Genomic DNA, 12,068 nt, shown 5'->3' with positions numbered 1-12,068 from the left:
AGTAACTTAGACCAGTGTTGATCATTCAGCATTGTACGAGGCATAGCGAGAAGTAAATTTGGTTTGGCGATTAAATTTTACTTTCTCGCTATTTTTTTGAACAGAAAATGTCAACAGGCCCTAATAATTTAGGCACTATTGTTAAAAGTTTAGTCCAGAAATGCAAACTGAAAACCGTGTAAGCAAAAACGGATATTTGCTTAAAAAATGGTCGACTTAATTTAAAATTATTGATTAAATTGTGGTTTTAATTCTTCCCTCTAGTGAGATGGCATGATGCTACAGCTTTGCTATGCCAGTGAACGCATAGAATCTGAACAAGAGTTGTTACAAGATTTGAGTGATATTTTGGCCACTGCCCGGAAGTTCAATCTTCAGCATCAGATTCATGGGGTGTTGTATTATTCCCATGGCAAATTTTTCCAGTGCCTTGAAGGTCAGGCTGAAGTAGTGGAAAGTTTATTTCAGAGCATTTGTCGGGATCCCCGCCATCACAATATCTTGCGTTTTGCAGATGCGATGGTAGAGCATTCCCATTTCTCGGAATGGTCAATGAAATATGTGCATAAACACAGTGAAATTTCTTCTTTATTTTCACGTTTAGGTTTGAAGCAATTTGATCCGCATGCCTTACAGCAGTCAGGAATTGCCGAATTCCTCAAAGTACTGTATCGCCTGGAAGAAAATCAGGCCAGTTTGGCATCGCCAAAAGGTTATAAGCAGCGTGGTTATGTCCCCTATTTTTGATCTGATGGATCAAAGCTGAAAATAAAAAAGTCCGCATGGCGGACTTTTTTGTCTGATGTGGATTAGGTCATGTCAATCATGACTTTTAAGGCCTTTTCATCAGAGGCATGTTTAAAGACATCATAGGCTTTTTCAAAATCGGAAAATTTAAAATGATGGGTCGCCAGTTTTTCTAGGGGCAATTTGCCGGAACAGCAGGTTTTCAGCAACATCCCTGTGGTATTGGCATTCACCAGGCCGGTGGTGATGGTCAGGTTTTTAATCCAGAGTTTGTTCAGTTCAAAACTCACCGGTTTACCATGTACGCCGACGTTGGCAATATGCCCGCCCTCCTTCACGACATGCTGGCAAATATTCCAGGTAGGCTCCACCCCCACTGCTTCAATGGCACAGTTGACCCCGCGTCCATCGGTAATCTCTAGAATCTTTTGAATGGCATCTTCTTTGGCAGAGTTGATGATATGCGTCGCGCCGACAGTCTTGGCAAATTCCAGCCGATTATCATCCATATCCACCATAATAATATTGGCGGGTGAATAAAACTGTGCGGTGAGCAGACAACTCATGCCGATTGGCCCTGCCCCGACAATCGCGACATTGTCGCCTGGTTTGACATCGCCATATTGCACCCCAATTTCATGTGAAGTTGGCAGGATATCTGAGAGGAATACGGCCACATCTTGATTCAGGCCATCGGGTAAATGATAGAGTGAGGTATCGGCAAAGGGCGTGCGTACATATTCGGCATGGGTGCCATCAATCATATAACCCATGATCCAGCCGCCTTCATTGCGACAATGGGCATAGAGCTGTTTCTGGCAGTTTTCACAGGTTCCGCAGCGGCTGACACAGGAAATAATCACCCGGTCGCCCTTTTTAAAGTTTTGCACGGCGGAACCAACTTCTTCCACAATGCCAATACCTTCGTGACCTAAAATACGTCCCTTAAAGCTGCCCTCTTTACGCGTAGCCTCCTGCTCAATTTCCGGGTTTTTACCTTTCCAGATACCCAAGTCGGTACCGCAGATGGTAACTTTTTCCAGTTTAATGATGGCATCGCTGGGATGCAAAATGGTGGGAACTGGGCGGTCTTCAAAGCGGATATCATTTGCGCCGTAATAGACCATCGCTTTCATCGTTGTCATGACACATCTCCTAATGGAATGAGGAATGAGAATGACCTGACTCAGCGAGAATAATGAACGCCTCGATTGCTTTTATATAGTGACAGCGATGGGCTGATTTATGATCTGGCTTTCAGGCCTATAGATACCTGTGTTCTTCTCGATTGTGCCTTGAGTGATATGGCGCTGCAATGAGTCTTGTGTACAGATTGCAACAAAAGATCATCAGGGAGGGTTCAGAGATAAATCTGCTATTTGGGGCAATATTTAAATCATAGGATTGCAGGATCAGAACAACGGTTCACTTTTTCTCAATCAACGTTTTAATATGCTAAAAAAAGCCCGCTAGGCGGGCTTCTTCACTTCACTTAAATCTGTTTTATGCTTGTAAAACAGTAATCAGCTTCTGATGCAAACCACCAAAACCACCATTCGACATAATTACTACGGCATCGCCCTCGCCTGCCTCTGCTACCACGGTCTGAATGATGTCATCCAGTGTGCGTGCAACTTTGGCCTTGTTTGGCGCAGCCTCAATGACCGGTTGCAGATCCCAGTCCAGTCCTTCCGGTTGATACCAGATCACTTCATCGGCCAGACGTGCTGAATGAGCCAAGCCATCTTTATGACTGCCCATGCGCATGGTATTGGAACGTGGTTCAATAATTGCCCAGAGTTTGCGTTCCCCTAGACGTTTGCGCGCACCTTCTAAGGTCGTATCAATCGCCGTCGGATGATGGGCGAAATCATCATAAACCTCGATACCACGGACTGTGCCTAACAGTTCCATACGGCGTTTCACCCCACCAAAATTCGATAGTGCTTCACAGGCAGTTTCAATCGATACGCCGACATGTTCAGCGGCAGCAATCGTGGCCAAGGCATTGGCCACCGAATGCTGTCCAGTCATATTCCATTGTACTTCGCCTTTGACCACGCCCTGTTGCAGCACTTTGAAATGTGAACCATCTGCTGACAATTGTTCTGCATACAGCTTAGCTTTTTCATTGGCATCCAGACTGGTGCGTACTACAGGTGTCCAGCAGCCCTGCTCCAGCACTTCATCAATATTGCTTTCAGTAATCGGCGCGATAATCCGGCCTTCACTTGGAATGGTACGAACTAGATGATGGAACTGCTTTTGAATTGCGGCTAGATCATCGAAGATATCGGCATGGTCAAATTCCAGGTTATTTAAAATTGCGGTTTTTGGATGGTAATGCACGAACTTGGAACGCTTGTCGAAGAAAGCAGAATCGTATTCATCGGCTTCGACACAGAAATATTTCCCACCACCGAGACGCGCACTTTCCGAAAAGCCCAATGGCACACCGCCAATCAGAAAACCTGGCTCCAGACCGGCTTGATCCAGTACCCAAGCCAGCATCGTGGTGGTCGTGGTTTTACCATGTGTTCCGGCGACACCCAGCACGTGTTTACCTTGCAGAACATGATCAGCCAGGAACTGCGGACCTGAAATATAAGGCAGACCTGCATTCAGCATATATTCGACTGCATCAATACCACGCTTCATGGCATTGCCGACGATCACCAGATCCGGATGAGGCTGTAAATGACTGCGGTCATAACCCTGCATTAAAGTGATGCCCGCATTTTCAAGTTGGGTCGACATGGGTGGATACACATTCAGGTCTGAACCTGTTACCTGGTGGCCCAGATCGCGTGCAAGTAGCGCTAACGAGCCCATAAAGGTGCCACAAATACCCAAAATATGCAGATGCATCTACTTTACTCCGTTCCTGTCTGACCCATCACTTTATATTGGTGCTGTTGTCATGATTTATTCAATTTGCAAGCAACGATAGCAAGGCTTTAGCTGAAAAGATAGTGAAAATTCTGGCCTTGTTGTGGGATTTTTTAAATCCTGTTTCACGGATAAATTCAAAGAAAATTTCAAAGCGATGCAATATCTTTTCGCCAAATAAACCGTAAAATAAGTTCGACTTTTTTGCAGAGTGCATGCAAATGCTGCCGGCTTTATTTCTTCTGGTAATTGCCAACTGTTTTATGACCCTGGCCTGGTATGGGCATTTAAAATTTTTGCCGCATGATGCACCGCTCTGGCAAGCGATTTTGTTCAGCTGGGCCATTGCCCTGTTTGAATATAGTCTGATGATTCCAGCGACCAAATTACTGGCGCAGCAAGGCCTGGCAGTCGGTCAAATGAAAATCACCCAGGAAGTCGTGACCTTACTAGTCTTTGTTCCTTTTATGATTTTTATGTTTAAACAGCCCTTTAAACTGGATTATCTCTGGGCTGCTTTATGTCTGTGTGGATGTGTCTATTTTGTATTCCGCAGTTCTTAAATAGTTGTAACTGCAGATACTCCCCTATTTTTATTACAGTTTTTGAAAATTCGATAAAAAAACAAGAAAAATCGAGCCTTGCTTTGACCGTTAAATTTTATGAAGCTGAATTTTCAGTCTATAATACGCACTCCTATTCAAGCTTGGCTCTCTCGTCGAGATTTATCTTTATCTCACTTTAATCTCTGGAAAATTTGCAATGAATGCGGCTGCTGCACAAGATACTCCTCTCGTAGGTATTATCATGGGTTCTCAATCAGATTGGGCAACTCTCGAACACACTGCCAATATGCTCAAGCAGCTTGGTGTCCCATTTGAAGCCGAAGTTGTTTCTGCACACCGTACCCCAGACCGCCTGTTTGAATATGCCGAGCAAGCGCGTGATCGTGGTATTCATGTAATTATTGCCGGTGCAGGTGGCGCAGCGCATTTACCGGGTATGTGTGCAGCGAAAACTGATCTTCCAGTTTTGGGTGTACCGGTGAAATCTTCGATTTTAAACGGTGTTGATTCATTGCTGTCTATTGTGCAAATGCCAGCCGGTATTGCGGTGGGTACCTTGGCCATCGGTCCTGCCGGTGCCACCAATGCTGCCATTATGGCCGCGCAAATTCTGGGTTTGACCCGTCCAGAAATCGCAAAAAATGTTGCAGATTTCCGTGCAGCGCAAACAGATAAAGTGGCAAGTAACAATATTCCAGGCCAAGCTTAAGTCGAGACACAGATTATGGATAAAACCATCGGTATTTTTGGTGGCGGTCAGCTGGGTCGTATGATGGCGCAAGCGGCACTTCCATTAAATATTCAATGTACATTTTTTGAAGCCAGCACAGACTGTCCTTCTGCTGCTTTGGGTCCGGTGATTTCGAGCCAGGCTGAAAATGGTCTGCAAGACTTTATTAATAGTGCAGATGTATTTAGCCTTGAGTTTGAAAATACGCCACTTACAGATGTTGATGTACTGACGCAAAGCAAGCAACTGCATCCGCCGCGTCAGGCTTTGGCGATTGCCCAGCATCGTCTGTCTGAAAAAGCCTTGTTTGATGAACTGGCTATTCCGGTTGCACCGTACAAAGCGGTCACTTCACTGGAAAGCTTAGAGGCTGCTGTAGCTGAACTGGGCTTGCCGATCGTACTGAAAACCTCGCGTGGCGGTTATGATGGTAAAGGCCAATTCGTTTTACGTTCGACCGATCAGATGGATCAGGCCTGGGCAGAATTGGGCCCTGCAGGTGAGCTGATTGCAGAAAGCTTTGTCACCTTCTCGCGTGAAGTTTCAATCATTGCAGTACGCGGCCAAGATGGTGATGTTAAAACCTGGCCATTGGCGGAAAATCATCATCATGACGGCATTCTGTCGCACTCGATTGTGCCAGCACCGGACAGTACTGACTTGCAGCCGGTAGCACAAGAATACATCACTCGCCTGCTGAATCATCTGAACTATGTCGGTGTGCTGACCCTTGAGTTGTTTGTGACAGACAATGGCCTATATGCCAACGAGATGGCACCACGTGTGCATAACTCGGGTCACTGGTCGATTGAAGGTGCAGTATGTTCGCAGTTTGAAAACCATGTGCGTGCCGTGGCAGGTTTACCTTTAGGTTCAACTGAAGTGATCCGCCCAACTGTCTTGGTGAACATCATTGGTCAGCATCCGAAATCTGCAGATGTACTTGCTCTGGAAGGTGCACATTTGCATCTTTACAATAAGTCAGAGCGCGAAGGCCGTAAGATTGGTCATATCACCTTGATGCCAAATGACAGCGCGCAATTGTCTGTGCTTTGCCGCCAACTGGCGAAAATTTTACCGAATCCATTGGCATTGAGCGAAGATATGACCATCTAGGCTTTAACTTGCTGATAAAAAAAGCGATCACTTCGGTGATCGCTTTTTTATTTGTCTGCTTTCAGGCATGATTACGCCTCTTTAAAAATGCCTGCCATTGGTCGGATCAGTTTTTAAATCAATTGCTTACAAACTGATCAATTGAGTATAAATATAACAATTCAATAAAACCTTTTTTACAGCTGAATTTTGCCATATTCACTTGTAGATAAGCCTGAAATCAAAGTTTGAATTTAAAACTGGAAAGTGGTTTTGAATTTAAATTCATAAAAACAAATTCAAATTTAAATCGGGCTTTGAATTTAAACTTGCGCTTTTAAATTCAAAAATATGAATTCAAATTTAAAACTGGATAAATGAATTCAAAGTTTCTGAATTTAAAAATATTAGCCCATTATTCAAATGAATTTAAAATGAAAACTAGTGTAATTAGAGCATGTTGATGATCGTGACTCGCTTTTCCTGAAACAAGTTATCCCCAGTAATTTTTTAAATTCAAAAATCCTGCTGATTTGAATTTAAAACAAGCTTGTGGATAACTCGTGTTTAAATTTAAAGATTACAAAATGAATTTAAAAGTGTAGGAATTATGAATTTAAATTTACGCATTGGCGCTTTAATTTTCATCATGAGCTGCTAAGGTAGAAGCATAATTCAAAATCTAAATATTCAAGGGTCTTATGCAACGGCTTGCACTTTTTATTGGTTCTGTGGTCTTGGCTGCTTCACAGGCACAGGCTGAACTTATTATTAATGGTCAACGTGTCACGCCGACTGATTTGACCTCTAGTTCAAATATCCCGAATTATGCCTCCCAAAATAATTTTCAAAACTGTCTCGCTAATTTGCGCAGTCAAGCTGTTGCTAGAGGTGTAAGCGGCAGTACCTATGATCGTTATACCCAGAACTTAAACCCGGATTATTCAGTGATTGAACGCCTGAATTACCAGCCTGAATTTTCTACCCCGATTTGGGATTATCTATCTGGTTTGGTGGATGAAGAACGGGTTCAGCTCGGCCGGCAAAAACTACAGCAACATCGTGAGGTGCTCAATCGTGTTGCTGCTACCTATGGTGTACCTGCAGAAACGGTAGTTGCGGTATGGGGTGTCGAAAGTAATTTTGGTGATATTTCGGGGAAATATCCTTTATTACAGGCTTTAGGAACTTTGAGCTGTGAAGGTCGTCGCCAGAGTTATTTTCGTGGTGAGTTTTTTACCACAATGAAACTGTTACAGCGTGGCGATGTGCGTGAAGAACAATTAAAGGGTTCCTGGGCAGGCGCATTTGGTCATACCCAGTTTATGCCATCGACTTATGATGAACTTGCAGTTGATTTTGATGGTGATGGCCGACGTGATCTGGTTTCGAGCATTCCTGATGCACTGGCATCGACCGCCAACTTTTTAAGCAAGCGTGGCTGGCAGAGCGGGCAACCTTGGGGCTTTGAAGTCAAGATTCCGCAAGGCATGTCGGTTTCCGGTGAAGGCCGAAGAAATAAAAAATCCTTGAGTAGCTGGATCAATCAAGGGGTGGTTCGTGCCGATGGTTCGGCATTGGTTCAAGGAAATTTATCGCAATCTTCTCAGGCCGGATTGCTTACACCTGCAGGCCCGAGTGGTCCAGTATTTTTGGTCTTTAAAAACTTTGATGCCATTTATAGCTATAACGCGGCAGAAAGTTATGCCTTGGCGATTGCGCATTTATCCGATCGCCTGCAAGGTAAAGGCTCATTTATGACCACATGGCCTACTGATGATCCGGGAACTTCGCGTGCAGAACGTCGTGAGATCCAGCAATTTCTGTTAAACCGTGGCTATGATATTGGTGCGGTGGATGGTCTGATTGGAGATAAAACCCGTCAAGCGATTCGTCAGGAACAGCAGCGTTTGGGCTTGAGTCCAACAGGTCGTGCTGGTCAGCAGATTTTGCGGGCCTTTAGAAATGAAAATGCCAAACGCATGATGCAATAAAGAATATTGAAAACGAAAAAAGGTCTGCATTCATGCAGACCTTTTTTGATGACTGTTTTTGAGTAGTTATGTAGCTATAGAGTCATGCAAGATAATAGTAATTCGCTGAATTTAAACAGCAGTAATGGTGCCAAGGACGCGATAGCCAGCGGCACCAGTGACTGCAGGCAGGTTACCATTCAGTTGATTCATAAAACGCATGGCCAGCCAGGCAAAGGCAGTAGCTTCCACCCAGGTGGGACTGAGGCCCAGATCGGCGGTAGTCTGTACGCTCCATTCATGTTTGCGCAGGCGCCAGCGCAACTGCTCCAGTAAATGTGAGTTATAGGCACCGCCACCGCAAACAAAAACCTGTCCGGTATCCATGCCAGAGCGGTAAATTGCTTTTTTAATGGCACGGGTAGTGAGCTTTAATAAAGTCGCCTGTACATTTTCTGGAGTATCTTCCAGTTCATCGTATTGCAGGTCATTGCGCCAGTCAGCAATCTGTTCATCCAGCCATTCCAGGTTGAAATCTTCACGACCGGTACTTTTCGGAGGTTCTTTGGAGAAGAATGCGTGTGACTGCAAGCGATCAAGCAAACTGCGAATCGGGGTGCCATAGGCTGCCCAGTTGCCATTTTCATCAAAAGGCTGACCGGTATAACGGGAACACCAAGCATCCATCAAGATATTGGCCGGTCCGGTATCAAAACCATAAACATCTTCAGGCTTCCCGGCAGGCAGCAGGCTGACATTGGCAATGCCACCCAGATTTAAAATTACCCGGTGAATGCTGTCATGCTGGAAAATATCCTGATGAAATGCTGGAACTAAAGGTGCTCCCTGACCACCTGCCGCCAGATCACGACGACGGAAATCTGAAATCACCGGAATCTGAGTAATTTCAGTAATGATGTTCGGGTCACCAATTTGTAGGGTAAAACCATGTTCAGGACGATGCCGGATGGTCTGGCCATGCGAGCCAATCGCCTTGATTCTGGATTTATCCAGGTTATTTTTTTCAATCAGCGCATTAATACCATGACCAATCATTTGTGCCAGTGCAACATCAGCCTTGCCCATACGGTCAATTTCATTGTCATCTGGCAAGGTCAGTGCCATCAGCTCATCCCGAAGGTCGGGATCAAATGCCAAAGTGAGTGTGGCATGAAGCTGGAGTGGATCAAAAGAAGCAGCAACAATATCGACACCATCCATGCTCGTGCCGGTCATTACCCCAATATAGATCGCTGTCATGGTTATTCTTAAGCCTGCAATATGCTGAAAAAGTGTTAGTATATCGCACAAATTGAGTAACTGATGTATTGGATTTTGTGATGTCAAATTTCCTGCCGGCTGAAGAACAACTTGCCCTCATTCAACGAGGCACCCACGAAATTATTTCTGAAGAAGACCTTCTCAAGAAATTAAAACAGAATCGCCCATTAAAAATTAAAGCGGGTTTTGATCCGACTGCGCCTGATTTGCACTTGGGCCACACGGTTCTCATTAATAAGTTAAAAGTATTCCAAGATTTGGGTCATGAAGTGTTGTTTCTGATCGGTGACTATACTGCGATGATCGGTGACCCAACTGGTAAGAGCGCAACACGTCCACCATTGTCACGTGAACAGGTTTTAGAGAACGCTAAAACATATCAAGAACAAGTATTTAAAATTCTTGATCCCGACAAAACCAAAGTGGTGTTTAACTCGGAATGGTTTGCGCAAAAAACTGCGGCTGATTTAATTCAATTGGCATCACAGCAAACGGTTGCGCGTATGTTGGAGCGTGATGATTTCACCAAACGTTATAACAACCAGCAGCCGATCGCGATTCATGAATTTTTGTACCCATTGGTACAAGGCTATGACTCTGTTGCGCTGGAAGCAGACGTAGAACTGGGTGGTACAGATCAGACCTTTAACCTGTTGATGGGTCGTACCTTACAAGGTCGTTATAATCAAGAAGCACAAGTATGTATCACAGTGCCAATTCTTGAAGGTTTAGATGGCGTCAACAAGATGTCTAAGTCTTTAGGTAACTATATTGGTGTATTTGATGCACCGGGCGCGATGTACCAAAAAGTGCTCTCAATGCCGGATGCATTGATTGAGCGTTATTTTGATCTGCTGAGCTTCAAAACCATTGAAGAAATTCAACAGTTATTAAAAGAAGTGGCTGAAGGCCGTAATCCACAAGAAGTCAAAAAGATTCTTGCGCTGGAGCTGGTCGAGCGTTTCCATGGTGCAGAAGCGGCTGCCAATGCCCACAAAGGCGCGGGTAATATCATTACTGAAGGTGAATTACCCGAAGGTACGCCAGAAGTGACCATTTCACGTGGCGAGTTTGGTGGTGAAATCTTTATTACCTCGATTTTACGTGAGGCAGGCTTAACCAAAAATGCAGCCCAAGCCAAGGATGCATTAGGCCGTGGCGCAGTAAAAGTGGATTGGCAGACTGTAGATACGACGTATTCTGTGAAAGAGAACGTGACTTTGATTGTTCAGGCCAGCAAAAAAGCAATTGCTAAAGTCACTTTTGTTGACTAAAGAGCGGATAAGTTATTGAAATAAAAGCAGGCTTCGGTCTGCTTTTTTTATTGATGTTCTATATTTAAAAATCAAATAAGTAAAGTCAAAAAAAACCCTATGAAAACAATAGTTAATTTTTCCCAAATCACTTGCTTTTCATCTTTATTATGTATAGGATTTATTCATCTAGAGAATTCGTTTAGAGCATCTAGAGGGTAGTAAAAATAATAGTACTCCACAACTGAGAAAGTCTCTTTTCCAAGAGGCTCTTTTTAAAAGCTTTAAAGCGAATAACTATAATAATGACATAATGGATCGGGTAAAGATTCAATTCTAAGGAGGAGATTTTGGGAGAGATCTCTTCCTTTTTTCTTTATTATTGCGTAATCAAGATATAAATCTGCATGCCTGCTTTTCTCGTTGAGCCATCAAACTTAAAATTAACCAGTAAATTGAACTTAGGTGAATGACCTCTAAGGGTGAGTTCATTTCAATTGACTCCAAAAGAAAAGTGCAAAACATAAAAAATTAAAGCAGAGGTGATTGAATGTATCGCTTTCCAACAGAAGATATTTTTGATGAACAGATCGATTGCATATTACGGTTCTTATTTGAATACCAGCCGGTCGAACAAAAACAGCAACTCTATGGATCTGTCTATACTTTATTTATGCAGCTTGATCTGGCCGCGCATTACTTTTTATTTTCCCTGATTGAAGAGCAGTTACCGCGACGCGCGAAATTATTCTTTATTGCCGAGGATTATCAGGGTAAGAAAGACATGATTGTAGAGGTCATGCAACATTGGCGTGGACAGCAACAGCAGGAAAAAGTCGCTTAATGCAAAATAACAGACTTTATCTTCTATATATAAGTGATCTACGCATGGTTTTGGGATTCGAAAACTAAAAATGAATACTTCTTTTATATAGCAGCCCAAGAATAGGCTTTTATAAAAGCTTTTTACGTAAAAAATAACTCACAAATTAAGGAGTCTAGGATTTAGATCGGTTTGTTGGGCAAGGTAGGGGAATTTTGGTTTTCTTTTGACGAGCTAATTTAAATAAAAGACAAGATTTCAATATCAAAAGGCTAAAAATACTTTTTTAAATATTATTGTGATAGTTTTTAGGTCTAAATGAATTTTCAGTTATAAAAATAAAATGAAGTGTTTAGTGGGTTTATTGCATAAAAACGCTTAAAAATTAGATAAAAAAGCGATTTTTTAGTAATTTTTGTAGAAAAAAAAGACATACGTGAAAAATATAGTGAATTGGGGGTTGCAATGATTCTGAAATCCTCTAGAATGCACCCATACCGACGAGATAGACGGAAACGAACGAAGCAGAATGGCGGAGTTGTTGAGTTTATCGAAGTCCAGCTTCTAGCACTGACGAGGTGTTAGAAAGATCATTAAGAGATTATGAAGAACAACTTGTGTGGATTTTTACTGGTTGATTGATCGAAATTATTTTCATTGATTGATGGTAGAAATTACTCGAAGTTTATTTGAGAAATATTTGTCAGAAAA

Annotated in this window: 11 protein-coding genes; 7 read left to right on the top strand and 4 right to left on the bottom strand. The window is 43.1% G+C overall.

Annotated elements, in window-relative coordinates:
• Nucleotides 1-273 precede the first annotated feature (273 nt).
• A complete protein-coding gene (locus AC1P5O_RS14995; RefSeq protein ID WP_004281912.1) occupies nucleotides 274-747 on the top strand; it encodes a BLUF domain-containing protein in 474 nt (157 codons plus the stop codon).
• Between the two features lie 62 nt (nucleotides 748-809).
• Here AC1P5O_RS14995 and AC1P5O_RS14990 read toward each other — a convergent pair whose 3' ends face one another.
• The 3 genes from AC1P5O_RS14990 to AC1P5O_RS14980 all read right to left on the bottom strand — a co-directional run bounded on the left by AC1P5O_RS14990 (nucleotide 810) and on the right by AC1P5O_RS14980 (nucleotide 3,853).
• Nucleotides 810-1,883 carry a zinc-dependent alcohol dehydrogenase family protein gene (locus AC1P5O_RS14990; RefSeq protein WP_499006267.1) on the bottom strand — a complete coding sequence of 358 codons (1,074 nt, stop codon included), beginning with the start codon at nucleotides 1,881-1,883 and terminating at the stop codon, nucleotides 810-812.
• 367 nt (nucleotides 1,884-2,250) lie between these two features.
• Entirely contained in the window at nucleotides 2,251-3,615 is a 1,365-nt protein-coding gene (gene mpl / locus AC1P5O_RS14985) for a UDP-N-acetylmuramate:L-alanyl-gamma-D-glutamyl-meso-diaminopimelate ligase (RefSeq protein WP_004281908.1), read from the bottom strand.
• A 61-nt stretch (nucleotides 3,616-3,676) separates the two neighbouring features.
• Nucleotides 3,677-3,853, bottom strand: a complete 177-nt coding sequence (locus AC1P5O_RS14980) for a hypothetical protein (protein ID WP_016806943.1) — start codon at nucleotides 3,851-3,853, stop codon at nucleotides 3,677-3,679.
• Between AC1P5O_RS14980 and AC1P5O_RS14975 the strand changes: the two genes are divergently transcribed.
• The 4 genes from AC1P5O_RS14975 to AC1P5O_RS14960 all read left to right on the top strand — a co-directional run bounded on the left by AC1P5O_RS14975 (nucleotide 3,852) and on the right by AC1P5O_RS14960 (nucleotide 8,021).
• Entirely contained in the window at nucleotides 3,852-4,199 is a 348-nt protein-coding gene (locus AC1P5O_RS14975; protein WP_004281907.1) for a DMT family protein, read from the top strand. The genes AC1P5O_RS14980 and AC1P5O_RS14975 overlap by 2 nt on opposite strands.
• Nucleotides 4,200-4,398: 199 nt before the next feature.
• On the top strand, nucleotides 4,399-4,911 hold the full coding sequence (purE, locus tag AC1P5O_RS14970) for a 5-(carboxyamino)imidazole ribonucleotide mutase (protein ID WP_005094870.1): 513 nt from the start codon (nucleotides 4,399-4,401) through the stop codon (nucleotides 4,909-4,911).
• Between the two features lie 15 nt (nucleotides 4,912-4,926).
• Entirely contained in the window at nucleotides 4,927-6,048 is a 1,122-nt protein-coding gene (locus tag AC1P5O_RS14965; protein ID WP_005094872.1) for a 5-(carboxyamino)imidazole ribonucleotide synthase, read from the top strand.
• A gap of 680 nt (nucleotides 6,049-6,728) precedes the next feature.
• Nucleotides 6,729-8,021, top strand: a complete 1,293-nt coding sequence (locus AC1P5O_RS14960; RefSeq protein WP_004281900.1) for a lytic murein transglycosylase — start codon at nucleotides 6,729-6,731, stop codon at nucleotides 8,019-8,021.
• Nucleotides 8,022-8,132: 111 nt separating this feature from the next.
• On the opposite strand, the gene AC1P5O_RS14955 is transcribed toward AC1P5O_RS14960, so the two are convergent.
• Nucleotides 8,133-9,260, bottom strand: coding sequence for an anhydro-N-acetylmuramic acid kinase (locus AC1P5O_RS14955; RefSeq protein WP_086044250.1), 1,128 nt, complete (start codon nucleotides 9,258-9,260; stop codon nucleotides 8,133-8,135).
• 80 nt (nucleotides 9,261-9,340) lie between these two features.
• On the opposite strand from AC1P5O_RS14955, the gene tyrS reads away from it, so the two are divergent.
• Nucleotides 9,341-10,555 carry a tyrosine--tRNA ligase gene (gene tyrS, locus AC1P5O_RS14950; RefSeq protein ID WP_005252995.1) on the top strand — a complete coding sequence of 405 codons (1,215 nt, stop codon included), beginning with the start codon at nucleotides 9,341-9,343 and terminating at the stop codon, nucleotides 10,553-10,555.
• Between the two features lie 529 nt (nucleotides 10,556-11,084).
• Nucleotides 11,085-11,378 (top strand): hypothetical protein, encoded by a 294-nt coding sequence (locus AC1P5O_RS14945; RefSeq protein WP_086044249.1) that lies wholly within the window; start codon nucleotides 11,085-11,087, stop codon nucleotides 11,376-11,378.
• The last annotated feature ends 690 nt before the right edge of the window (nucleotides 11,379-12,068 follow it).

It is taken from the genome of Prolinoborus fasciculus (assembly GCF_056724605.1).
Note: the sequence above shows the minus strand (reverse complement) of the source record. Positions and strands in the feature narration are given on the sequence as shown.

What these genes read in the sequence shown, in the direction of transcription:
- AC1P5O_RS14995 (WP_004281912.1), top strand. Translation starts at nt 274, where the DNA reads ATGATGCTACAGCTTTGCTATGCCAGTGAACGCATAGAATCTGAACAA.
- AC1P5O_RS14990 (WP_499006267.1), bottom strand. Translation starts at nt 1,883, where the DNA reads ATGAAAGCGATGGTCTATTACGGCGCAAATGATATCCGCTTTGAAGAC.
- mpl (WP_004281908.1), bottom strand. Translation starts at nt 3,615, where the DNA reads ATGCATCTGCATATTTTGGGTATTTGTGGCACCTTTATGGGCTCGTTA.
- AC1P5O_RS14975 (WP_004281907.1), top strand. Translation starts at nt 3,852, where the DNA reads ATGCAAATGCTGCCGGCTTTATTTCTTCTGGTAATTGCCAACTGTTTT.
- AC1P5O_RS14980 (WP_016806943.1), bottom strand. Translation starts at nt 3,853, where the DNA reads ATGCACTCTGCAAAAAAGTCGAACTTATTTTACGGTTTATTTGGCGAA.
- purE (WP_005094870.1), top strand. Translation starts at nt 4,399, where the DNA reads ATGAATGCGGCTGCTGCACAAGATACTCCTCTCGTAGGTATTATCATG.
- AC1P5O_RS14965 (WP_005094872.1), top strand. Translation starts at nt 4,927, where the DNA reads ATGGATAAAACCATCGGTATTTTTGGTGGCGGTCAGCTGGGTCGTATG.
- AC1P5O_RS14960 (WP_004281900.1), top strand. Translation starts at nt 6,729, where the DNA reads ATGCAACGGCTTGCACTTTTTATTGGTTCTGTGGTCTTGGCTGCTTCA.
- AC1P5O_RS14955 (WP_086044250.1), bottom strand. Translation starts at nt 9,260, where the DNA reads ATGACAGCGATCTATATTGGGGTAATGACCGGCACGAGCATGGATGGT.
- tyrS (WP_005252995.1), top strand. Translation starts at nt 9,341, where the DNA reads ATGTCAAATTTCCTGCCGGCTGAAGAACAACTTGCCCTCATTCAACGA.
- AC1P5O_RS14945 (WP_086044249.1), top strand. Translation starts at nt 11,085, where the DNA reads ATGTATCGCTTTCCAACAGAAGATATTTTTGATGAACAGATCGATTGC.